Source organism: Streptomyces sp. NPDC006476, from assembly GCF_040612015.1.
Taxonomy (GTDB): domain Bacteria; phylum Actinomycetota; class Actinomycetes; order Streptomycetales; family Streptomycetaceae; genus Streptomyces; species Streptomyces griseorubiginosus_B.
Map to the genome: position 1 here is coordinate 256,631 of NZ_JBEXPK010000004.1, position 21,958 is coordinate 278,588.

Consider the following 21,958-nt stretch of genomic DNA (forward strand, 5'->3'; position numbering starts at 1 on the left):
ACCTCCGGCGGGGCTTTCGCTGACGGCTCACTCGCCCGTCGAACGACTTACTCGCCTCGCGAACGGCTCACTTGCCGTAGTACGCGTTGTAGATCGAGATCGTCGACTTGTTGTTCTTCTTGTCGGTGATCTTGGCGTGGAACGAGATGGCCTGTCCCTTCGCCGGGTTCTTCACGGTGATCTTGCCGTGGACCACCTTGACCTGCTTCCAGGTCTGGCCGTAGTCGTACGACACGTACACCGTCAGCGACTTGAGGTTGCCGCCCTTGGCCGCGCCCTCGACGGTGACCGGGATGGAGACCGTCCTGCCGGCCGGCACCCGGTTGTCGAGGCCGGTCGTGGCGTTGAAGCGGACCGTGGACGCCGGCAGCGTGGCTGCCGTGCCGGCGGCCGGCTTCTTGGAGTGGAACGTCCAGCTGGCGTCGATGCGGGTGGAGGCCGCGGCGACGTGGACGCTGCGCTTGACCGAGGTCGTCAGCCGGTACTCGGCGTCACCGGAGGGGACCTTGAACTCCTTCTCGCCGAACAGCGGGTCGTCGTTGGAGCCGACCTTGGTGCCGTTGCGGTAGAGGGTCGTGGTGACCCCGGTGAAGTCCGAGGAGCCCGCGTGGCCCGCGCCGTCGGAGAACAGCGGGATGTAGCCGTAGATGCTGTTGCCGTCGCGGAAGACGCCGTAGTACGTGTTCAGGTGCGGGCCGAAGACCGCCGTGTTGAAGGTCTTCGTGTACTTCTGGCCCGCCTTGAAGGACTGCGCGTCACCCAGCGTGTAGTACGCCTCCGGGATCGGGAAGCCGTCCCGGTCGTGGCCCTTGTACTGCGTGAAGTCCCACGACCACTGGATCTTGTCGGACGTCGACAGGTACAGCGTGCGGGCGCCGGGCAGCTTCTGCTCGATGCCGTTGAAGAAGACGATGTCGTCGGGGAACTCGCCCAGCGCCATCAGCGCACCGGTCTTGCCGACGGCGCCCGAGCCGAGGTTGTTGCGGACTGTGGCGAGCTCGCTCGCCGTGAAGTGGCGGACCTTGTCGCCCTGGATCTTCTTGACGTTCGCGGTGGTCGCCACGTCGTACTCGGCGTCCGCGCCCTTGGTCCACTGGCCGTTCCAGGTCTGGTGCAGGCCCGTGACGTCGCCGCCCAGCGGCGCCATGCGCACGTCGGCGAAGGACTGCAGACCGAGACCGATGCCGATGCCCGCCGGGTCGTAGCTGTACCCGATCATGGCGAGCTGCGGCTTGGCCTGGGCGTCCGGCACGGTGATGTCGGCCGCCTTGGTGGTGCGGGCGTCGATGGTCACCGTGGTGTTCTTGGTGACGGACAGCTTCGGCTGGACCAGCCAGTCGAGGCCGCCCTGGAAGTTCACCAGGTCCTTGGCGATCCAGGCGTCCAGGAGGTAGTTGCCCTTGGGCAGGCGCATGGTCGTGGTGCCGGTGTCCGAGAGGGTCACCTGGTAGCCACGGCCCTCCGCCAGGCCCGAGTAGCCGAGCAGGGCGGTGTTGTAGTTGCCGGTCGGCTTGCCGTCCCGGTCGATGTGCTTGATCGTGACGTCGTACGACTCGACCTCACGCTGCACGGCAGCGGCCGTACGGACCGTCTGGCCGCCGCCCGTGGCCGTCACGTACGCGGAGTACGCGCCGTCGAGCGTGCCGCCGAGCTTGGTGTTGACGGTCAGGTCGACCGAGGCCTTGCCGCCCGCCGGGACGGTCACCTTGGTCGCGGCCAGCTTGAAGAAGCCGGCCGGAGCGGCCTGGCCCTTGGGGTTGGTCGCGGCGGCCGCCAGGTTCAGCGTGACGTCCTTGGTGCCGAGGTTGCGGTACGTCACCTGCTTGGTGACCGGCTTGTCGTCGGTGTGCGGCCACTGCTGCACACCGAAGCTCACCGACACCGGGTCGGCGATCACGGTCTGCTGGATGGCCTTGTCGACCGCGATACGGCCCGAACCCTGCTGGAACGGCGTGTACTTGCCGCCCTTCGCGGAGCCCGTCAGGGCGCCCTTGAGCTCGGAGAACTTCCAGTCGGGGTGCTCCTGCTTCAGGATCGCCGCCGCGCCCGCGACATGCGGGGTCGCCATCGACGTACCAGAGATGGTCAGGTAGCCGGGCGGGTTCTCGCCGACCTCCTGGTCGATGACGCTGCCCGGGGCCGCGGCGGCCGTGATGTCCACGCCGGGGGCGGTGACGTCGGGCTTGATGGTGCCGTCGACGGTCGGGCCGGTGGAGGAGAAGTCGGCGAGCCTGTCCTTGTCGTCGACCGCGCCGACGGTGAGGGCGTCCTCGGCGCTGCCGGGCGAACCGATCGACTCCGGGCCCTCGTTGCCCGCGGCGATCGCGAAGAGGATGCCCTTCTCCTCGGACAGCTTGTTGACCTCGGCCTCGAGCGGGTCGATACCGGGGGTGTCCTGGCCGCCCAGGCTGAGGTTGACGATGTCGGCGCCCTGCTCGGCCGCCCACTCCATGCCGGCGAGGATGTTGGAATCGTCACCGGAGCCGGTGTCGTCCAGGACCTTGCCGTTGAGGATCTTGGCGCCGGGCGCCACGCCCTTGTACTTGCCGTGGGACTTGGCGCCGGTGCCCGCGGCGATGGACGCGACGTGCGTGCCGTGGCCGAAGTGGTCGTTGGCGTCGGCCGCGGTGGAGAAGTTCTTGGCGGCGATCACCTGGGTCTTGAGGTCCGGGTGGTTCGCGTCGACACCGGTGTCCAGGACCGCGATCTTGACGCCCTTGCCGGTGTAGCCCTTGGCCCAGGCGGTGGGTGCGCCGATCTGCGGAACGGACTTGTCGAGGCTGGCCTTGCGGGTGCCGTCGAGCCAGACGTGCGCGATGCCGGAGGCCGTACGGTCGCCGTTGGTGACGGCGTCCCACAGCTCGGGCGTCTCCTTGACCGGGGTCTGGACGGCGTCGGCGTTGAGGGCCTTCAGGGTCCGGCGCAGGGTGCCCGCGTCACGGACGTCGGCCTTGGCGGTCGTCGCCGCGCCCTGGTAGCCGACGATGACCTTCAGGCCCTTGGCCTGGGACTTGCGGGTGGCGGACTTGTTGAGCTCGGTGATGTCGAACAGCCGCTGGTCCAGCTTGCCGCCGGCGACCAGCCGGGCAGCGTCCGCCGGGACGACGAGCGTGTGCCCGTCGGCCTTGCGGAACTGGACGGGTATGTGTTCGCGCCCCTTGGCCCGCTCCAGGCCGACGACGCGACCCTTGGCGTCGACGACGACCCGGTCGCCGGTGATCAGGGTGATGCGGTGCTGGGACGCGAGTGAGGACTTCGAGGCCGCGCTCGGATGCTCGGCCTTGGCCTGCGCCGGGCTGGTCATACCCGCCGCGAGGGCCACTGCGGCCGCCGTCGCCACGGTGGCCGCGCATGCTCTCTTCACTTGTCTGCGCAAGTCTCCCCCTGGAGATGAAGTACCGGGCGAATTCCCCGTTCACCCGGCCGGGGGAACTACCGCACACATGCACGGACCCCCCGGGATACGCAGTATGCCGGGGGGTGATCAGCTACCTCAAGAGGTGAGAGAAGGGGGAGAGAAGCGCCCGCCGACTGTTACACGCCTGCGGGAAAGCCGTTACCGTTCCGTCGGATTAGGCACCCGCGTTCTCCTTGACCGTGATCTTTCCCTTGCGGATCGTCGCCAGCCGCGGGGCCTTCCTCGCGATCGCTGAGTCGTGGGTGACCATGATGAACGTCAACCCCAGCTCCTTCCACATCCGTTCGAGCACGTCCATGATCTCGTCGCGCATCGACTCGTCGAGGTTTCCGGTGGGTTCGTCCGCGAGCAGTACCTTCGGCTGCTTGACGAGCGCGCGGGCGATGGCGACGCGCTGCTGCTGGCCGCCGGACATCTCCGAGGGCAGATGAGCGAGACGCTCACCGAGACCGACCGAACTCAGCGCCTCGGCGGCCCGCTCGCGCCGGTCCTTCACCTTGACGCCGAGGGGGACGAGAGCGGTTTCCACGTTCTCCTGGGCGGTGAGCGTCGGGATGAGGTTGAAGCTCTGGAAGACGAAGCCGATGTTCTCGCTGCGGACCTTGGTCAGCCGCGCCTCGGAGAGCTTGGCCAAGTCGGTCCCGTCCAGGACGACTTCGCCCTCGGTGGGCCGGTCGAGGCCGCCGAGCATCTGCAGCAGCGTGGACTTGCCGCCGCCGGTGGGTCCCTGGATGACGAGACGGTCGCCGTCGCCGATGGTGAGGTCGACGCCGTCGAGGGCGTGGATGGTCTCCTTGCCCCGGGTGTAGCGCTTGGTGACGCTTCTGAGTTCGTACATGGGGTTGGCTCCTGGGTGGGGTTGGTGGTGGTACGGGTCCGGGGCCGGCTATTCGACGCGGCGCAGCGCGTCCGCCGGCCGCAGCCGGGACGCCCGCCAGCCGCCGAACGCGCCCGCGATCAGACCGCCCGCCACCGCCAGGGCCACCGCGATGGCCACCGTCGTGACACTCACCGGTGCCGTCAGGGCGACGTCCAGGGTCTTGGCCGCCGCACGCCCCGGACCGCCGAAGCCGCCACCGCCACCGGGGCCGCCGCCGAAGCCGCCGCCCCCGCCACCGCCCAACTGGGCCTGCAGCGTGGGGCTGATGGCCGTCACGACGTACGCGCCGGCGAGTCCGAGGGCGATACCGAGCGCACCGCCCAGCAGCCCGTTGACCATGGCCTCGCCGACGACCTGCCGGGTCACCCGGCCCGACTTCCAGCCCAGCGCCTTCAGCGTGCCGAACTCACGGACCCGCCGGGAGACGGCGGAGGAGGTGAGCAGCCCGGCGACGAGGAAGGCGGCCACCAGCACCGCGATGGACAGCCACTTGCCGACGTTGCTGGCGAGGCTCGACGCCGTGGACAGCGAGCCGGACACCGTGCTGGCGAGGTCGGAGGAGGTGGTGACCGTCGTACCGGAGACGTTCTTCTGGATGGTCGACTTGACGGCGGAGATCTCCTTGGAGTCGGTCGCCTTGACGTAGATGGTGGTGACCTTGTCCTTCTGGCCCGCCAGCGTCTGGGCCTCCTTCAGCGGCATGTAGAGGTTGGCCGCCGAGTCACCGCTGTCGGCCGTGGCGATACCGATGACCGTGAACTTGACGCTCTTGATCGTGACGGTCGAACCGACCTTGTACTTCTTCTCCTTGGCGTACGCCGAGTCGGCCACCAACACCTTGGCGGAGCTCTCCGTCGTCTTGAAGGTACGCCCGCTGGTGATCTTCGACGAGGTCAGCGGGCCGAGCCCGGTCCGGGTGACGTCGGTGCCGTAGACCGTGTAGCTGTTGACGTCGAAGTCGGCGCCGCCGCCGCGCACCTCGCCCTGCGGCTGGCCGTTGCCGCCGCCGCGCTGGAAGCCCCCGCTGCCGCCGTTCTGCTGGAACTGGCCGCGGGTGAACTGGCCGTCGATCTTCACCACGTTGAGGCTGAGTCCGCCGACGGCCGTCGACACGCCCTTCTGGCTCGCGACCTTGGTGACGGTGGAGGAGGCGAGGGTCGTGAAGCCCTGCGGCAGGATCCGGTCGCTGCTCTGCGTGGACTTGTCGTCGTTGCCCTGAGCGTCGAACTGGAAGCGCGGCCGCTGCGAGGTGCTCGTGGTCGGCGTCGCCGCCTTGGTGACCGTCATGTCCGTACCCAGGCCGTAGAGCGACTGGAGGACCTTGTCCTGGGCCTTCCCCATGCCGGAGGACACGGAGTTGACCACGATGACCAGCGCGATGCCCAGCGCGAGACCGGAGGCGACGACGAGGGCCGCCTTTCTGCGGCGGCGCAGTTCGCGCCTCAGGTAGGTGAAGAACATGGCCGCACCGTAGGGACGGCGCGTGATGACTCGATAAGGCCGACATAAGAGCTGCATGAGAAGCCTGTGGCCCGCCCCGGAACGGCCTCGGAAACACCGATGCCGCCCCTGGGGGGCGGCATCGGAACGCTGTGGACCGACGGTGCGTCAGACGGCCGAGCCGGCCTTCCACTGGGCCCAGCTCAGGTTCCAGCCGTTGAGGCCGTTGTCCGGCTGGACGATCTTGTCGCCGGTGTTGGAGACGACCACGACGTCACCAACGATCGAGTGCGTGTACATCCAGTAGGCCGGCGTGCTGGTGTCGTTGGCGCCCTTGGTGTCGGACAGGCCCACGCAGCCGTGGCTGGTGTTGACACTGCCGAAGATGGACTTCGCGCCCCAGTAGTTGCCGTGCAGGAACGTGCCGGAGTTGGTGAGCCGGATGGCGTGCGGCACGTCCTTGATGTCGTACTCGGCCTTGCCGTCGTTGTCGGTGAAGCCGACGGTCGTGCCGTTCATCCGGGTCTGCTTGTACTTCTCGGACATCACCATGATGCCGTTGTACGTGGTGTGCTGCGGCGAACCGGCCGAGATCGGGATGGTCTTGACGACCTTGCCGTCCTGCGTGACCTTCATCTGCTTGGTCTTCGCGTCGACGTAGGAGATCTGGTTGCGGCCGATGTGGAAGGTGACCGTCTTCTGCTGCACGCCGTAGACGCCGTTGGCTCCCTCGACGCCGTCCAGCGCGAGCTTCAGCGTGACGGTCGAGTTCTCCTTCCAGTACTGCTCAGGGCGGAAGTCGATGCGGTTGGCGCCGAACCAGTGCCCGACGACCTCCTGGCCGCTGCTGGAGGTGACCGTGATGCCCTTCTGGACCGCGGCCTTGTTGGTGATCGACTTGTCGAAGTTGATCGACACCGGCATGCCCACGCCGACGGTGGTCCCGTTGTCCGGCGTGAAGGTGCCTATGAAGCTGTTGGCCGGGGAGACCGTGGTGAACGAGGCGTTCTCGTGCGCGACCCGCCCGTCGGAGTCCTTGGCGGCCGCGGCGACCTTGTAGGTGGTCGAGCGCTCCAGCTGGGCGTTCGGCTTCCAGCTCGTCTTGTCCGCGGAGAGCGTGCCGGCGACGGCCGTGCCGTTCTCGGTCGTCATGGTCACGTTGGTGAGCGTGCCCTTGCTGACGGTGACGGCCGCGGAGTTGTTGATGGAGGCGTTGTCCGTGCCGTCCTTGGGCGTGATCTTGATGTCGGCCTCCGACGCCTTCTTGGCCGCCGCCTCGTCGGCCTTCGCCTGCGAGGTGTCGTCGTTCCCGCTGCCGGAGGCCTTGTCGCCACCACCGCCGCCGGAACAGGCCGAGAGCACCAGAACCCCACCGAGCAGGGCGGACGCGACCGTCAGGCCCCTGCGCCGCCTACTGTTCGTCATCACACGCTTCTCCATCAGTCGCCGTATCCCCTAAAAACACCGAGGGTCCCCGTTTTACTTTTACGAACCTCGGCGTTCACGAACCTCAGCCCGTGACGAACTTCAGCCGTCAACGAGCTTCAACGCTACGACCGGTTTCTCCCGTTCCACATTCCTCTGATGTGTGGGGCACACCACGTCCGCCGGGGCGGAGGGTGCGGATGACGGCCTGCGCGTCCCCTGAGACGACGAAACCCCGGACGGCGGTTGCCGGCCGGGGTCACCGATGTCCCCGGGCCGCTCAGCCGACGCCGTCCCCCTCGTCGTCCTCCCGGACATCATCGTCGTCCAGGTCCCAGTCCGGCGAATCCGGGTCGTAGTCGATGGGCTCGCTCGACCAGGAGGCCTGCGCGAGTTCCACCCCGGGCACCTCCCTCACCAGGTCGAACGGGTCGACGAGGTACGCGAGGGCCTCGGCAGTGTCTTCCGTCACAGCGCCCTCGGCGTGCGCCCGCTCGTCGTCGGGCATGTCCTGCTCGTCGGCGATCCGGCGCAGAGCCGCCTTGGTCACGGCGTCGGCGTCCTCCACCTCGAGGACGAGCTCCACCCGAAGGCGGACAAAACGTGATGTCTCTTCAGTGCTCATGGCGGGAGCGTACGAAGGCTGGCTCCCGTGACTTTCCCGTGACCCGCGCCTTTCACTAACATCGCCCCACACGGCCAATTAGCCAGCGCCACAAGGGGATCGATATTCCGTGTCATCCGCTCGCCGATCGTTGCTGACCGCCACCGCCGCGGGGACCCTCCTGGGTGCCCTGTGGTTCGTCCCGTCCGCCAACGCGACACAGGACACCCCGGCGAGAACGCAGCCCTCGGCGACCGCGACGACGCAGGCCAGGGTCACTTCGGCGCAGACCTCCGAGACGTCCGCGGACTCCGCGAACTCCGGGTCGACGGAGGAGAACACCGAGCTCGCCGACACCGGAAGCATCGACACGACCCCGTACGTCGTCGGCGGAACGCTTTTCCTCACGCTCGGTGCGGGCTTCGTCGTCTACTCGGTACGCCGTGAACGCCTCGGCTTCTGACCTCGTCTGACAACTGACGTCGTCCGACATCCGACAAGGGCCCCGCGTCCGCGCGGGGCCCCTTCGGCACGCCTACCGCAGTGGCCCGGTGACCGTCTCGACGGCGGCCACCAGCTTCCCCTCCCGCACGAACGCGTCGGCGGCGGCCAGGTCGGGCGCCAGGAACCGGTCCGGCCCCGGACCGGCGACACCGGCGGCCCGTACGGCCTCGATGACGGCCCGCGAGGCGGGCGCGGGGGTCACGCCCTCGCGCAGCTCGACGGCGCGCGTGGCGGCGTACAGCTCGATGGCGACCACGCGCGCGAGGTTGTCGACGGCGGTGCGCAGCTTGCGCGCGGCCGACCAGCCCATGGAGACGTGGTCCTCCTGCATGGCGGAGGAGGGGATGGAGTCCGCCGACGCCGGTACGGCCAGCCGCTTCATCTCGCTCACCAGCGCGGCCTGCGTGTACTGGGCGATCATGAGCCCGGAGTCCACCCCCGCGTCGTCGGCGAGGAAGGGCGGCAGCCCGTGGCTGCGGTTCTTGTCGAGCAGCCGGTCGGTGCGGCGCTCGGCGATGGACGCCAGGTCGGCGGCGGCGATGGCGAGGAAGTCGAGGACGTAGGCCACGGGCGCGCCGTGGAAGTTGCCGTTGGACTCCACGCGTCCGTCGGGCAGTACGACCGGGTTGTCCACGGCCGACGCCAGCTCGCGCTCGGCCACCAGACGGGCGTGCGCGATGGTGTCCCGGCCGGCGCCGGCGACCTGCGGGGCGCAGCGCACCGAGTAGGCGTCCTGGACGCGCGGGGCATCGTCCTGGTGGTGCCCGGTGAGCTCGGAGCCCTTCAGCACCGCGAGCATGTTGGCAGCGGAGGCGCCCTGCCCCGGGTGCGGGCGGATGGCGTGCAGCTCGGGCGCGAGCACCTTGTCGGTGCCGAGCAGCGCCTCCAGGCTCAGCGCGGCGGTGACGTCGGCCGACTTGTACAGGGTGTCGAGGTCGGCGAGGGCCATGACCAGCATGCCGAGCATGCCGTCGGTGCCGTTGAGCAGCGCGAGGCCCTCCTTCTCGCGCAGCTCGACGGGCGCGATCCCGTGCTCGGCGAGCAGTTCGCCGGCGGGCCGTACGGTGCCGTCCGGGCCCTCTGCCTCTCCCTCGCCCATGAGCGTGAGGGCGCAGTGGGACAGCGGCGCCAGGTCGCCGGAGCAGCCGAGGGAGCCGTACTCATGGACGACGGGGGTGATGCCCGCGTTGAGCACGTCGGCCATGGTCTGCGCGACCTCGGGCCGGACGCCCGTGTGTCCCGAGCAGACGGTCTTCAGCCGCAGGAACATCAGGGCCCGTACGACCTCCCGCTCCACCCTCGGGCCCAGTCCGGCGGCGTGCGAGCGGACGATGTTGCGCTGCAGCTGGGCCCGGAGCTCCTGGCTGATGTGCCGGGTCGCGAGGGCGCCGAAGCCGGTGCTGACGCCGTAGACCGGCTCGGGCTTGGCCGCCAGCGCGTCCACGATCTCGCGGGCCGCGGCGAGCGCCGCGACCGCCTCCCCGGAAAGCTCGACACGAGCGCCGCCGCGCGCCACGGCGAGAACGTCGGACGCGGTCACCCCGGACGTCCCCACCACCACAGTGTGCATATCCATATTCAGGAGCGTACGCAGTGAAGATGGAGATGTCACTAGCGGGGAGAGGTTGCGACCCTTACACCGGGCGCCCCCGGAAACGCCGCCGCTCCACGGCCCCCTCCCCCGTCGGCGCCGCGTCGGCCAGCCGTACGACGGGGTCGTCGGGGCCCTCCCGGCCGGCGATCACGGGCTTCGACGCCCGCTCGGCCTTGGCCTTGTACTGGGCCGCGTCCGCGAGCCGGAAGAGACGGCGGGCCGAGCGGACCGGACCGATGGGGTCCTCCGTGGACGCCACCCCGCAGGCCACTCCCTCACCGAGCTCCAGCTCCGCCGCCCGGCGGCACAGCTCGTCGGCCGCCTTCACCACCTCGTCGGCGGACGGCCCGACCGCGAGCAGACAGAACTCGTCCCCGCCGAGCCGGGCGGCGAGCGCCCCCGGCAGCATCGCGCCGCACAGCGAGAGCACGGAGCCGAAACGTTCGAGGAGCCGGTCCCCGACGGCGTGTCCGCGGGTGTCGTTCACCCGCTTGAGGCCGTTGAGGTCGCAGACCACGAGGCTGACCACCGTGCCGTCCACGCGATGCCGCTCGACGGCCTCCTCCAGCCGCACGTCGACGGCGCGGCGGTTGGCGAGGCCGGTGAGCGCGTCGGTGTAGGCCAGCCGTCTCGCCTCCTCCAGCCGCTCCGCCTGCGCGATCCCGGCGGCGACGACGGCGGCCAGCACGGTGGCGAAGTCGGCGTCGGCCCGCTCGAAGAGGGGCACGCCGAGACGCCGGGCGACATACAGCTCGCCCCACGCCCGTCCGTTCAGCACGATCGGCGCGACCACACAGCAGCCCCGGCCGCGACGGCGCAGCGCGGCGACGCGCTGATGGACGTAACCGGGCCGACGCCCCGCGGCAGGACCCTCGGCCGTCTCCACCCAGGCGTTGGGCTCCCCGCCGCCCGCCCACCGCTCGTGCAGGAACTCGGTGATCTCGGGAAACTGGTGGACGGGATAGGACTCGTCGTCCGGGAACTCGTCCTCCCCCGCGGCCCGCTCCCCCACGTTGACGAGGACCCGCAGCCGCCCCAGCTCCCGCTCCCACACCGACAGCGCGGCGAAACTCCCGCCCAGCGCGCGGCACGCGCCGACGGCCGCGGCCCGCCACGCCTCGCGCGAGCCATGGGCCGCCGCCATCCCCTGAGCCAACGCGACAACGGCCGCGAGCCGCTTGTCCTCACCCATCACACCAGGTTAGGGAGGTTTGTGGGGTTTCGTTCGATTGATGCGGCGGCGGGGTGACCGGGTGGCCGGGCCGGAGTGAGGTCGCCGAGCGACCCTACGGGATCCGGTCCCTGGGATCCGGTCACTCACCCGGCCACTGGGGCTTCCGCTTCTCGTTGAACGCCGCCACTCCCTCCGCCCGGTCGCCGGAGAACGCCACCGCCCGCCATGCCGCGTCCTCGACCTCCAGCCCGGCCCGCAGATCCAGCCCGTGCCCGAGCCGCAGGGCGCGCTTGGCCGCCCTGAGCCCCACGGGCGAGTTCGCGGCGATGCGGGACGCGAGGGCCAGCGCCTCCTCCGTGTCCCGCCCTTCCTCCACCAGCTGGTCCACGAGCCCCAGCTCCCGAGCCTCCACCGCCTCCAGGCGCCGCGCCGTGAAGATCAGCTCGGCGGCCCGCGCGGCCCCGACCCGCCTCGGCAGCAGCTGCGTACCGCCGCCGCCCGGGATGACCCCGACGGAGACCTCCGGCAGCCCCACCACGGCCGTACGGTCGGCCACGATCAGGTCGCAGGACAGAGCGAGCTCGAACCCGCCGCCCAGCGCGAAGCCGTGCACGGCGGCGACGGTCGGCACGGGCAGTTCCAGTACGCCGGTGTAGGCGCCGCGGGCGACGGGCCGCTGCCGGACCAGATCGGCGTCGCTGAAGGAGTTCCGCTCCTTGAGGTCGGCGCCGACGCAGAAGGCACGCTCGTGCGTGGAGGCCACCACCACGACCCGTACGTCCCGGTCGGTGCCCAGCGCGGCGCAGGCCTCGGCGATGGACCGGGCCATCGCGGTGGAGACGGCGTTCATGGCCTTGGGCCGGTCGAGGGCGAGCTCCGCGACATGCCCGCCGTCGCCGTGCCGCCGTACCAGCACGAACTCCCCGAACCGCTCCTCGCTCATGACACCCTCCGGTTAACGCGGGTTAACAACATCTCGCCCGATCATCGCAGCCGGGCGCGCGGTGAGGGAAGGCCGGTTCCCGGGGCCGGGGCCGACAACCCGTTCGAGTGACATCCCGCCCAACTCCCCACCCACCCCCCACAGCAGCGCATAACGTGCGTCCGCCACGGCGCACCGGGGGCGCGAACGCATCGGGGAGGACGCGATGAGGGAGCCGGAAACGACGGATCCAGTACGACACGGGGAACGGCCAGGACGGACGGGCACGGCACTCCGCAACGAACCACCGGGGCCGACACCGACCGGGAAGACGCCGGGACCGACCGAGGAAACGACAGGAGCGGGTCGGGCGAAGGCGGCCCAGACCGGCGGGACGGCACGGGCGGCGGCGCGGCGTGAAAGGCCGCGGAGCGGCGAGCCGACCGGGACGTCGGCGGCAAGGGAACCTCGCACAACGCCCCCCGCCCAGACGCCACGCCCTGCCGGGCCTATCCGCCCTGCCGCGCCAGCCAAGCCTCCCGGGCCACCCGGGCCTGCCGTGCCAGCCGTGCCTGCCGGACCAGCCGGACCAGCCGGACCAGCCAAGCCTCCCGGGCCACCCGGGCCACCCGGGCCTGCCGTGCCAGCCGTGCCTGCCGGACCAGCCGGACCAGCCGGACCAGCGAAGCCTGCCGGACCAGCCGGACCGGCCGGACCAGCGAAGCCTGCCGGACCAGCCGGACCGGCCGGACCAGCGAAGCCTGCCGGACCAGCCGGACCGGCCGGGCCTGCCGTTTCAGCGGGGCATGCCGGGCCCGCCGGGCCTGCCGTGCCAGCCGGACCTGCCGGACCTGCCGGACCTGCCGGACCTGCCGGGGCCGCCGGGCCTGCCGGGCCACCCGGGCCTGCCGGGGCCGCCGGGCCAGCTGGGCATGCCGGGCCCGCCGGGCCTGGCGCTTCAGCGGGGCATGCCGTCCCGAGGGTCGAGCCGTCCTCCGTTCACGCCTCACAGGGCACCCCGCACGCCGTTCGGGCCGCGCCGTCCGCTCGCCCGGCTCAAGGCCCCCGGCCCGCGCAAGCGGCTCGCGCCGCGCAAGCCGCCACACGCATCTCCCCGCGCATAGAGGCGCTCTCCGCCGAGAGTGCTGAGTCCGGCGGACTGCGAGGGCCCGCCGGGCCAGGGGGACTCGCCCGAGCGGCCACCCCGGACATCGAACCGCCCGCCGCCCGCCTCCCTCTCTTCGGATCCCGGATCCGGGGGCGGCACAGGCGGCCGCGGCCGCGGAAGGTGCTGTTCGCCGTCGGGGGGCTCGCCCTGGCGGCCGGGGCGTTGAGTCTGGTGCGGCTCACTCCCGAGGCCGGGGTCGGTGGGAGCGGGACCGCGGAGGCCGAGCCTCGGCTGGACCCGGGCAGTGGGGCGGAGCAGGCATCCAACGCCGTCGCCACCGTCGCCGCCGCACCCACCGCCGCTCCCTCGGCCACCTCCGTGATGGGCGGGGTGAGTGCCACACCGTCGGCCACCTCGACGTCCGTGCCCGTGACGATCGGTCCCTCAGCGCGACCGACGGCAGCCGACCTAGCCGCAGCCCCCGACCGCACCACGATCCCCGAGGCACCGAACACCCCGGCACCGGAAACCACCGCGCCCCAGGCACCCCGCGGCCCCGAGACGACACCGGCCGCCCCCGCCCCGCAGCCGACACCCACCCCCGGCCGCAGCACGGCCCCGTCGGCCACCCCGAGGCCGGGCCTGTGCGTGCCGATCGTCGGGCTGTGCGTCGGCGGGTCGGGGCAGCACGGCTGACGGCCCTGAAAAAACAGTCGGCTGCGGGTGCCCCCGAGCGCCGTCGGCTATACCGCGCCGCCCCTGCGGTTGAGCAGCCACGGCTCCACCACGCCCAGGCCACGCACCGGCCGCTGCCACATCGGCTGGAGGGCGAAGCGGTAGACCGGGGGCTCCTCCCCCTCCTTCTCCGCCGTCGCCGCGGCCTCGGCCGCCTCCGCCTCGGAGGCGGGCGCCTCCCCGGTGCGGATCAGTTCCTCCGCGAAGGCGCTGTCGACGAGGACGGCGTCCCGGGGGGCTATCGAGGTGAGCCGGGAGGCGAGGTTCACGGTCGTACCGAAGACATCGCCCATTCGGGTGGTCACCGTGCCGAAGGCGATGCCCACCCGCAGCTCCGGCATCGTCTCGTCGTTCGCCATGGTCTCGATGAGGCGCAGCGCGATCTCGGCGGCCACGCCCGCGTCGTCGGCGGCGTACAGGACCTCGTCGCCCAGCGTCTTGATCAGCCGACCGCCGTGCGCGGCGACCAGGTCCGCGGCCGTCGTCTCGAAGGCCTCGACCAGCTCGCCGAGCTCCTCCTCCTCCATCCGGCGGGTCAGCCGCGTGAAGCCCACCAGATCGGCGAAGCCGACGGCGAGGCGCCGGTCGACCATCTCCTCGTCGTCCGCGGCCTGCACGACCCGCCCGGCGGAGGCCGCGAGCTGGCGGCGCCAGACGTAGACCAGGAACTCCTCCAGCTCGGGCAGGAGCAGCTCGACGATCGGGTACGTCACCTCGGTCCGGGTCATCCCCGGCTCCGGGGGCTCCGTCAGGCCTTCCAGGAAGGAGTCGATCTGCCACTCGGCGAGACGGGCCGTGGTCTGGCCGGTGGAGCGGGCCACCTGGACCGCCATGGCCTCGCTCAGCAGCCCCGCCTCGACGAGACCGGACAGCCGGCGCAGCGCCAGGACGTCGGCCTCCGTCAGCGCCTTGGCCTGGCCGATGTCGGCGAAGCCCATCGCCCGCCAGAAGCGGGTCGCCAGCTCGACCGAGACGCCGGCGCTACGGGCCGCCTGGAAGGGCGTGTAGCGCCGCTCGGCGCCCAGGATCAGGTGTTCGAGACGCAGGGCGAGCGGGTCCTCGCCGGGGTCGGCGGCGTGGGGGTCCACCCGGCCGTCCGCGTCCGAACCGGAGCCCGTGTCGTCGACGGTCACGCCTGCTGCCCTTCCGATCTGCCGCGGTCAGGTATCGACCGGCCTTCACTCTACGGCAGCTGTGCGCTACCTCACTCCCGTGGAGCCGACGCTACGTCACCCGTACCGCCAGGGTGACCCGCGCCGGTGCGGGCCTCGTCCTCACAACGCCGGACGCGCCGACTTTTCTCACGCCGGGCGCAGATGGACGATGTCTCCCGCTCCCACCGGCTCCTGGACACCGTCCGCCGTGGCGATCACGAGCCGTCCGTCGCCGTCGACGGCGACCGCCTCCCCGGTGACCGACCGGTCCCCGGGCAGTTCGGCCCGTACCGTCCGGCCGAGCGTCGCGCAGCCCGCCGCGTACGTCTCCTGCAGACCGCTCTCAGCGGGGTCGCCGCCGGCCTCCCGCCAGCGCCCGTACCACTCCTCCAGGGCGCGCAGCGCGGCCCGCAGCAGCGGATCCCGGTCGGTGCTCACCGCTCCGGCCAGCGCCAGCGACCCCGCCGCGGGGACGGGCAGCTCGCTCTCCCGCAGGGTGACGTTGACGCCGACGCCGATGACCACGCCGTCGTCCCCGGCGCGCTCGGCCAGGATGCCGCCGGCCTTGCGTTCCTCACCGGCGATGGAGACGAGCAGGTCGTTGGGCCACTTGAGTGCGGTGTCGACGCCCGCGGCCCGCGCCAGCCCGGTCGCCACCGCCACGCCGGTCAGCAGCGGGAGCCAGCCCCAGCGGGCAACCGGCACCTCGGCCGGATTCAGCAGCACGGAGAAGAACAGGCCCGAGCGGGCCGGTGCCGTCCACTGGCGGTCCAGGCGGCCCCGCCCGGCGGTCTGCTCCTCGGCGACCAGGACCGAGCCCTCGGCCGCCTTGCCGGCCGCCGCCAGGGCTACCAGGTCGGAGTTGGTGGAGCCGGTGGCGCGCACCACCTCCAGTTCCCGCCACAGCCCGCCCTCCCGCACGAGCCCGCGGCGCAGCGCCACGGCGTTGAGGGGAGGCCGTTCCAGGTCGGACCAGCGGCTGTCGTCTGATGCATCGCGCGGCGTCATGCAAGCCACCCTAGGTGTGTGAAACGCCGCACTGCTGATTCGTAGGGCCACCACTACTCTACGGATGAGTAACCGTCCCCCCTTTTGAGCAGGCAGGGAGCCGCGATCCCGATGTCCGAGCCGGAAGCGATCGACATTCACACCACTGCGGGCAAGCTCGCGGATCTCCAGCGTCGTATTGACGAGGCGACGCATGCCGGCTCCGCGCGCGCCGTCGAAAAGCAGCACGCCAAGGGCAAGTTGACGGCCCGTGAGCGCATTGAGCTGCTGCTCGACGAGGGCTCCTTCGTCGAACTGGACGAGTTCGCCCGCCACCGCTCCACCAACTTCGGCCTGGAGACCAACCGCCCCTACGGCGACGGCGTCGTCACCGGCTACGGCACGGTCGACGGCCGCCCCGTCGCCGTGTTCTCCCAGGACTTCACCGTCTTCGGCGGCGCGCTGGGCGAGGTGTACGGGCAGAAGATCGTCAAGGTGATGGACTTCGCGCTGAAGACCGGCTGCCCGGTCATCGGCATCAACGACTCCGGCGGCGCCCGTATCCAGGAGGGCGTGGCGTCCCTGGGCGCGTACGGCGAGATCTTCCGCCGCAACACCCACGCCTCCGGCGTCATCCCGCAGATCTCCCTGGTCGTCGGCCCCTGCGCGGGCGGTGCGGTGTACTCCCCCGCGATCACCGACTTCACCGTCATGGTCGACCAGACCTCGCACATGTTCATCACCGGCCCGGACGTCATCAAGACGGTCACCGGCGAGGACGTCGGCTTCGAGGAGCTGGGCGGCGCCCGCACCCACAACTCCGTCTCCGGTGTGGCCCACCACATGGCCGGCGACGAGAAGGACGCCGTCGAGTACATCAAGCAGCTGCTGTCGTACCTGCCGTCCAACAACCTCTCCGAGGCGCCGGTCTACCCGGAGGAGGCGGACCTCGCGGTCACCGCCGAGGACCTCGAGCTGGACACCCTGGTGCCGGACAGCGCCAACCAGCCGTACGACATGCACACGGTGATCGAACACGTCCTCGACGACGCCGAGTTCTTCGAGACCCAGCCGCTGTACGCGCCGAACATCCTCACCGGCTACGGCCGCGTCGAGGGCCACCCCGTCGGGATCGTCGCCAACCAGCCGATGCAGTTCGCCGGCTGCCTCGACATCAAGGCGAGCGAGAAGGCGGCCCGCTTCGTGCGCACCTGCGACGCCTTCAACATCCCCGTCCTCACCTTCGTGGACGTCCCCGGCTTCCTGCCCGGCGTCGACCAGGAGCACGACGGCATCATCCGCCGCGGCGCCAAGCTGATCTACGCCTATGCCGAGGCCACGGTCCCGCTGATCACCGTCATCACCCGCAAGGCCTTCGGCGGCGCCTACGACGTGATGGGCTCCAAGCACCTCGGCGCCGACCTCAACCTCGCCTGGCCGACCGCCCAGATCGCCGTCATGGGCGCCCAGGGCGCGGTCAACATCCTGCACCGCCGCACCATCGCCGAGGCCGAGGCCAACGGCGACCTCGACGCCACCCGCGCCCGGCTGATCCAGGAGTACGAGGACGCCCTCCTCAACCCCTACGTCGCGGCCGAGCGCGGCTACGTCGACTCGGTGATCATGCCGTCCGACACCCGCCGCCACGTCGTCCGCGGCCTGCGCCAGCTGCGCACCAAGCGCGAGTCCCTGCCCCCGAAGAAGCACGGCAACATCCCCCTCTAAGGAGACGCTGTGAACATCAAGGTCGTACGGGGCAACCCCACCCCGGAGGAACTGGCGGCAGCCCTGACGGTGGTCAGGGTCCGAGCGGCGGCGGCCTCCGCCGCGCCGGAGACCCCGGCCAAGGACAGGGACACCTGGTCCGACCCGTCCCGCATCGCGGCCCAGCGCCTCCCGCAGCCGGGGCCGTCGGCATGGGCGCGGACTTACTGGCCGGGGTAAGTGTGATGCTTTAGGAGCGCGGGGCTGTAGCGACATGCGGCTCCGCCGCGTGGGCGCACGGTAGGACAGCGCCGGGCTCAACTTGAGTACGTGTACTCAGGCGCCGTAGCCCGGCCAAGCCCCACGCTGGTGGCATGCTGTGGTCCGACCCCGAGAACGAGCCGCCCGAGGAACTGCGCGAAACGCAGGACATGTTGCGGCGGCTCGGCGTTCTCATGGCGCTGGCCATGGTCCTGGCGATGATCGTGATCGGCCTGCGGTGAGTGAGGCGGCCGCCTGAGGTGAGTCCGGCGGCGGCACCTGACTAACCTGACCGCATGACTGCACAGCGCCGCAGGCGTCTCATCCTCGCCTCCCAGTCCCCCGCCCGACTGAATTTGCTCCGCCAGGCGGGCCTGGACCCCGAGGTCATCGTGAGCGGCGTGGACGAGGATGCCGTGACCGCGCCCACCCCCGCCGAGCTGGCGCTCGCCCTCGCCGAGGCAAAGGCCTCCGTCGTCGCCGCCCGGCCGGAAGTGCAGGGTGCCCTGGTGATCGGCTGCGACTCCGTGCTGGAACTGGACGGCCAGGCGCTGGGCAAGCCGGCGGACCCCGAGGAGGCCACCGCCCGCTGGAAGGCGATGCGCGGCCGGGCCGGGACGCTCCAGACCGGCCACTGCGTCTGGGACACCACCAGCAAGCGGTACGTGTCGGGCACGGCCTCCACGCTCGTCCGTTTCGGTGACCCCAGCGACGAGGAGATCGCCGCCTACGTCGCCACCGGCGAACCGCTCCACGTGGCCGGGGCGTTCACCCTGGACGGCCGCAGCGCGCCGTTCATCGAGGGCATCGACGGCGACCACGGCAACGTGATCGGCCTCAGCCTCCCCCTGCTGCGCAAGCTCCTCGCCCAACTGGGCGTCGGCATCACGGAGTTGTGGGCGCCGGCGGAGAAGTGACCGGCGAGCCCTCGTCGCCCTCGGGCCCCGGCACGTCCGCGGGCGGCGTGTCGACGGGCTCGGCGGGCTGCACCGGTGCCTCGTAGGTCATCAGCAGCAGCACGATGAGGGCCAGCACCACGACCATGAACACGAACGCGGGCCAGCCCACCAGCCCCCACAGGAGGGCCGCCAGGAGGCCGTGCACGACCGCCGCGCTGACCAGCAGGACGCGGCCGAAGCCGGCCGCGGGACGGTTGCGTATCGCCACCAGGAGCGCGACCAGACCGCACAGGGCGTAGTAGAGGCCGAAGACGATCCCGCCGATCTTCGAGGACAGCGACATCGTGTCCGGGTCGAGGCCGGCCAGGGACATGTCCTGGCGGTCGACGACGATCCCGAGGAACCAGTTCAGCGCGGCGACCCCGAACGCCTCGACGAAGAGGACGACCGCCACGACCCATGCCACCGGCCTGCGCACCACCGGTCCCCACCCACTCTCGAGCCAAGTTCGGGTTACTCCAAGTACGTTTCGATCCATCGCGAACGCTACTAACGGGTAAACCCCGGGACAAGGGTTGTGCCGACCGCAAAGAATCATTGGGCCATTCGTAGGGACTCCACAAAGAAACAGAGTGGCCCGCAGCACGCTCTCACAGAGACCTTGACCACATGGGAGAGCTAGGGTTGCCGGGAGGAGTCCTGCGTACCTGGGTACGACAAGGGATTTCGCGGGTCGAGCGAGCCTCGAATCACGCTCCGTGTGGGCAAGCTCACCATTGGGGACGGGTCGAAGTGCCTCGTCGGCAGTCCCTAAACTCGGCTTGTTTCAAGGAGGGAGCCTCAATCGTGCGCAAGGTGCTCATCGCCAACCGTGGCGAAATCGCTGTCCGCGTGGCCCGGGCGTGTCGGGACGCCGGCATCGCGAGCGTGGCCGTCTACGCCGACCCGGACCGGGACGCTCTGCATGTCCGCGCCGCGGATGAGGCGTTCGCCCTGGGCGGTGACACTCCGGCCACCAGCTACCTGGTCATCGACAAGATCCTTAACGCCGCCCGTGAGTCGGGCGCGGACGCGGTCCATCCGGGCTACGGCTTTTTGTCGGAGAACGCCGACTTCGCGCAGGCGGTGCTGGACGCGGGCCTGATCTGGATCGGGCCGCCGCCGCAGGCCATCCGCGACCTGGGCGACAAGGTGGCAGCGCGGCACATCGCCCAGCGCGCCGGGGCGCCGCTGGTGGCCGGCACCCCCGACCCGGTCTCCGGCGCCGAGGAGGTCGTGGCCTTCGCCCGCGAGCACGGCCTGCCCATCGCCATCAAGGCCGCCTTCGGCGGCGGCGGCCGCGGCCTGAAGGTCGCCCGCACCCTCGAGGAGGTGCCCGAGCTGTACGACTCCGCGGTGCGTGAGGCGGTGGCCGCGTTCGGCCGCGGCGAGTGCTTCGTGGAGCGCTACCTGGATCGTCCCCGGCACGTGGAGACCCAGTGCCTGGCCGACAAGCACGGCAACGTGGTCGTGGTCTCCACCCGGGACTGCTCGCTGCAGCGCCGCCACCAGAAGCTGGTCGAGGAGGCGCCCGCCCCGTTCCTGACCGACGATCAGGTCGCCGAGCTGTACCGGGCCTCCAAGGCCATCCTGAAGGAGGCCTCCTACGAGGGCGCCGGCACGTGTGAGTTCCTGGTCGGCCAGGACGGCACGATCTCCTTCCTGGAGGTCAACACCCGTCTGCAGGTCGAGCACCCGGTCACCGAGGAGGTCGCCGGGATCGACCTGGTGCGGGAGATGTTCCGCATCGCCGACGGCGAGGAACTCGGCTACGGCGACCCGGAGCTGCGCGGTCACTCCTTCGAGTTCCGCATCAACGGCGAGGACCCGGGCCGTAACTTCCTGCCCGCCCCGGGCACGGTCACCACGTTCGAGGCTCCGGCCGGTCCGGGCGTGCGTCTGGACGCGGGCGTGGAGTCCGGCTCGGTCATCGGCCCGGCCTGGGACTCCCTGTTGGCGAAGCTGGTCGTCACCGGCCGCACCCGCAAGGAGGCGCTGGAGCGGGCCGCCCGGGCGCTGCAGGAGTTCCACATCGAGGGCATGGCCACCGCGATCCCCTTCCACCGCAAGGTGGTCACCGATGCGGCCTTCGCCCCGGAGCTGACCGGCTCGGATGAGCCGTTCACGGTCCACACCCGCTGGATCGAGACCGAGTTCGTCAACGACATCAAGCCCTTCGCCGCCCCGGCGGATGCCGAGGCGGAGGAGGAGTCCGGCCGGGAGACGGTCGTCGTCGAGGTCGGCGGCAAGCGCCTGGAGGTCTCCCTCCCGGCGTCGCTGGGCATGACCCTGGCCCGCACCGGCCTGGCCGCCGGCGCCCGCCCCAAGCGGCGCGCGGCCAAGAAGTCCGGCCCGGTCGCCTCCGGTGACACCCTCGCCTCCCCGATGCAGGGCACGATCGTCAAGGTCGCCGTGGAGGAGGGCCAGGAGGTCAAGGAGGGCGACCTGGTCGTCGTCCTGGAGGCGATGAAGATGGAACAGCCCCTCAACGCCCACCGCTCCGGCACCATCAAGGGCCTGTCCGCCGAGATCGGCGCGTCCATCAGCTCCGGCGCCGCCATCTGCGAGATCAAGGACTGACACCCGCGGCCCCACGAGGCGCCCGGTGGCCTGAAACGACAAGACCACCGGGCGCCTCGCTTTTCCCAAAGCCCGGCCGCACGCCTTCTCCGAATCCCGGCGACCCGCCTTTTCCAGATCCCGGCGGCCCCCCATCTCCCGATCCAGACCGCCCGCCTTCTCCGGATCCAGGCCTCCCGCCCATCTCGCGATCCCGGCCGCACGCCTTCTCCGGATCCCGGCCGCCCGCCCTGTCCGGCTCCAGGCCTCCCGCCCATCTCGCGATCCCGGCCGCACGCCCATCTTCGGATCCAGGCCGCACGCCTTCTCCAAATCCAGGCCGCCCGTCATCCCCCGGCCCCGGCCGCACGCCCTCTCCCGATCCAGGCCGCCCGCCCTGTCCGGCTCCAGGCCTCCCGCCCATCTCGCGATCCCGGCCGCACGCCTTCTCCGGATCCCGGCCACCCGCCATCCCCCGGCCCCGGCCGCACGCCCTCTCCCGATCCCGACCGCCCGCCCTCTCCCGATCCCGACCGCCCGCCTTTTCCGGA

The 21,958-nt window shown here is 71.1% G+C and carries 19 protein-coding genes; 7 read left to right on the forward strand and 12 right to left on the reverse strand.

Features of this window, described 5'->3' with window-relative positions; all coding sequences use genetic code 11:
• Positions 1-67 precede the first annotated feature (67 nt).
• The 5 genes from ABZZ74_RS06935 to ABZZ74_RS06955 form a co-directional block, all read right to left on the reverse strand.
• Positions 68-3,364, reverse strand: a complete 3,297-nt coding sequence (locus ABZZ74_RS06935) for a S8 family peptidase (protein ID WP_356762261.1) — start codon at positions 3,362-3,364, stop codon at positions 68-70.
• A gap of 208 nt (positions 3,365-3,572) precedes the next feature.
• Positions 3,573-4,256 carry an ABC transporter ATP-binding protein gene (locus ABZZ74_RS06940; RefSeq protein WP_133048930.1) on the reverse strand — a complete coding sequence of 228 codons (684 nt, stop codon included), beginning with the start codon at positions 4,254-4,256 and terminating at the stop codon, positions 3,573-3,575.
• A gap of 48 nt (positions 4,257-4,304) precedes the next feature.
• On the reverse strand, positions 4,305-5,759 hold the full coding sequence (locus tag ABZZ74_RS06945; RefSeq protein ID WP_356762262.1) for an ABC transporter permease: 1,455 nt from the start codon (positions 5,757-5,759) through the stop codon (positions 4,305-4,307).
• A gap of 147 nt (positions 5,760-5,906) precedes the next feature.
• Positions 5,907-7,178 carry an Ig-like domain-containing protein gene (locus ABZZ74_RS06950; RefSeq protein ID WP_356762263.1) on the reverse strand — a complete coding sequence of 424 codons (1,272 nt, stop codon included), beginning with the start codon at positions 7,176-7,178 and terminating at the stop codon, positions 5,907-5,909.
• A gap of 265 nt (positions 7,179-7,443) precedes the next feature.
• Positions 7,444-7,788, reverse strand: a complete 345-nt coding sequence (locus ABZZ74_RS06955) for a hypothetical protein (protein WP_356762264.1) — start codon at positions 7,786-7,788, stop codon at positions 7,444-7,446.
• A 109-nt stretch (positions 7,789-7,897) separates the two neighbouring features.
• Between ABZZ74_RS06955 and ABZZ74_RS06960 the strand changes: the two genes are divergently transcribed.
• A complete protein-coding gene (locus ABZZ74_RS06960; RefSeq protein ID WP_356762265.1) occupies positions 7,898-8,230 on the forward strand; it encodes an LPXTG cell wall anchor domain-containing protein in 333 nt (110 codons plus the stop codon).
• Positions 8,231-8,302: 72 nt separating this feature from the next.
• Here the strand turns inward: ABZZ74_RS06960 and hutH are convergent, their stop codons facing one another.
• From hutH to ABZZ74_RS06980, 4 genes are all read right to left on the reverse strand, one after another.
• Positions 8,303-9,841, reverse strand: coding sequence for a histidine ammonia-lyase (gene hutH, locus ABZZ74_RS06965; RefSeq protein ID WP_356762312.1), 1,539 nt, complete (start codon positions 9,839-9,841; stop codon positions 8,303-8,305).
• A gap of 64 nt (positions 9,842-9,905) precedes the next feature.
• Positions 9,906-11,057 carry a GGDEF domain-containing protein gene (locus ABZZ74_RS06970; RefSeq protein ID WP_356762266.1) on the reverse strand — a complete coding sequence of 384 codons (1,152 nt, stop codon included), beginning with the start codon at positions 11,055-11,057 and terminating at the stop codon, positions 9,906-9,908.
• Positions 11,058-11,178: 121 nt separating this feature from the next.
• Positions 11,179-11,982 (reverse strand): enoyl-CoA hydratase-related protein, encoded by an 804-nt coding sequence (locus ABZZ74_RS06975; protein ID WP_356762267.1) that lies wholly within the window; start codon positions 11,980-11,982, stop codon positions 11,179-11,181.
• 488 nt (positions 11,983-12,470) lie between these two features.
• Positions 12,471-12,971, reverse strand: a complete 501-nt coding sequence (locus ABZZ74_RS06980; protein ID WP_356762268.1) for a hypothetical protein — start codon at positions 12,969-12,971, stop codon at positions 12,471-12,473.
• A 278-nt stretch (positions 12,972-13,249) separates the two neighbouring features.
• On the opposite strand from ABZZ74_RS06980, the gene ABZZ74_RS06985 reads away from it, so the two are divergent.
• Complete coding sequence (locus tag ABZZ74_RS06985) at positions 13,250-13,765, forward strand: hypothetical protein (RefSeq protein ID WP_356762269.1); 516 nt, start codon at positions 13,250-13,252, stop codon at positions 13,763-13,765.
• 47 nt (positions 13,766-13,812) lie between these two features.
• Here the strand turns inward: ABZZ74_RS06985 and ABZZ74_RS06990 are convergent, their stop codons facing one another.
• Both ABZZ74_RS06990 and ABZZ74_RS06995 read right to left on the reverse strand, forming a co-directional pair.
• On the reverse strand, positions 13,813-14,937 hold the full coding sequence (locus ABZZ74_RS06990; protein WP_356762270.1) for an adenylate/guanylate cyclase domain-containing protein: 1,125 nt from the start codon (positions 14,935-14,937) through the stop codon (positions 13,813-13,815).
• Positions 14,938-15,105: 168 nt separating this feature from the next.
• The gene (locus tag ABZZ74_RS06995; protein ID WP_356762271.1) at positions 15,106-15,966 is read right to left on the reverse strand and encodes a biotin--[acetyl-CoA-carboxylase] ligase; all 861 of its coding nucleotides are present in this window, start codon (positions 15,964-15,966) and stop codon (positions 15,106-15,108) included.
• Between the two features lie 111 nt (positions 15,967-16,077).
• On the opposite strand from ABZZ74_RS06995, the gene ABZZ74_RS07000 reads away from it, so the two are divergent.
• From ABZZ74_RS07000 to ABZZ74_RS07015, 4 genes are all read left to right on the forward strand, one after another.
• The gene (locus ABZZ74_RS07000; protein ID WP_356762272.1) at positions 16,078-17,670 is read left to right on the forward strand and encodes an acyl-CoA carboxylase subunit beta; all 1,593 of its coding nucleotides are present in this window, start codon (positions 16,078-16,080) and stop codon (positions 17,668-17,670) included.
• A gap of 9 nt (positions 17,671-17,679) precedes the next feature.
• Complete coding sequence (locus tag ABZZ74_RS07005) at positions 17,680-17,889, forward strand: acyl-CoA carboxylase subunit epsilon (RefSeq protein ID WP_356762273.1); 210 nt, start codon at positions 17,680-17,682, stop codon at positions 17,887-17,889.
• A gap of 134 nt (positions 17,890-18,023) precedes the next feature.
• A complete protein-coding gene (locus ABZZ74_RS07010; RefSeq protein WP_133048920.1) occupies positions 18,024-18,152 on the forward strand; it encodes a hypothetical protein in 129 nt (42 codons plus the stop codon).
• A 54-nt stretch (positions 18,153-18,206) separates the two neighbouring features.
• Positions 18,207-18,827: a nucleoside triphosphate pyrophosphatase gene (locus ABZZ74_RS07015; protein ID WP_356762274.1), complete on the forward strand. Its 621-nt coding sequence runs from the start codon at positions 18,207-18,209 to the stop codon at positions 18,825-18,827.
• Here the strand turns inward: ABZZ74_RS07015 and ABZZ74_RS07020 are convergent.
• A complete protein-coding gene (locus tag ABZZ74_RS07020; RefSeq protein ID WP_356762275.1) occupies positions 18,796-19,347 on the reverse strand; it encodes a hypothetical protein in 552 nt (183 codons plus the stop codon). The two genes, ABZZ74_RS07015 and ABZZ74_RS07020, sit on opposite strands and share 32 nt — an antisense overlap.
• A gap of 308 nt (positions 19,348-19,655) precedes the next feature.
• On the opposite strand from ABZZ74_RS07020, the gene ABZZ74_RS07025 reads away from it, so the two are divergent.
• Positions 19,656-21,428 (forward strand): biotin carboxylase N-terminal domain-containing protein, encoded by a 1,773-nt coding sequence (locus ABZZ74_RS07025; protein WP_356762276.1) that lies wholly within the window; start codon positions 19,656-19,658, stop codon positions 21,426-21,428.
• Positions 21,429-21,958: the final 530 nt, after the last annotated feature.

Excerpts from the sequence above, each read along its gene's own strand:
- ABZZ74_RS07000 (WP_356762272.1), top strand. The coding sequence starts at position 16,078 with ATGTCCGAGCCGGAAGCGATCGACATTCACACCACTGCGGGCAAGCTC.
- ABZZ74_RS06955 (WP_356762264.1), bottom strand. The coding sequence starts at position 7,788 with ATGAGCACTGAAGAGACATCACGTTTTGTCCGCCTTCGGGTGGAGCTC.
- ABZZ74_RS06970 (WP_356762266.1), bottom strand. The coding sequence starts at position 11,057 with ATGGGTGAGGACAAGCGGCTCGCGGCCGTTGTCGCGTTGGCTCAGGGG.
- hutH (WP_356762312.1), bottom strand. The coding sequence starts at position 9,841 with ATGCACACTGTGGTGGTGGGGACGTCCGGGGTGACCGCGTCCGACGTT.
- ABZZ74_RS07015 (WP_356762274.1), top strand. The coding sequence starts at position 18,207 with ATGACTGCACAGCGCCGCAGGCGTCTCATCCTCGCCTCCCAGTCCCCC.
- ABZZ74_RS06995 (WP_356762271.1), bottom strand. The coding sequence starts at position 15,966 with ATGACGCCGCGCGATGCATCAGACGACAGCCGCTGGTCCGACCTGGAA.
- ABZZ74_RS06950 (WP_356762263.1), bottom strand. The coding sequence starts at position 7,178 with ATGGAGAAGCGTGTGATGACGAACAGTAGGCGGCGCAGGGGCCTGACG.
- ABZZ74_RS07010 (WP_133048920.1), top strand. The coding sequence starts at position 18,024 with ATGCTGTGGTCCGACCCCGAGAACGAGCCGCCCGAGGAACTGCGCGAA.
- ABZZ74_RS07020 (WP_356762275.1), bottom strand. The coding sequence starts at position 19,347 with ATGGATCGAAACGTACTTGGAGTAACCCGAACTTGGCTCGAGAGTGGG.
- ABZZ74_RS06945 (WP_356762262.1), bottom strand. The coding sequence starts at position 5,759 with ATGTTCTTCACCTACCTGAGGCGCGAACTGCGCCGCCGCAGAAAGGCG.
- ABZZ74_RS06975 (WP_356762267.1), bottom strand. The coding sequence starts at position 11,982 with ATGAGCGAGGAGCGGTTCGGGGAGTTCGTGCTGGTACGGCGGCACGGC.
- ABZZ74_RS06940 (WP_133048930.1), bottom strand. The coding sequence starts at position 4,256 with ATGTACGAACTCAGAAGCGTCACCAAGCGCTACACCCGGGGCAAGGAG.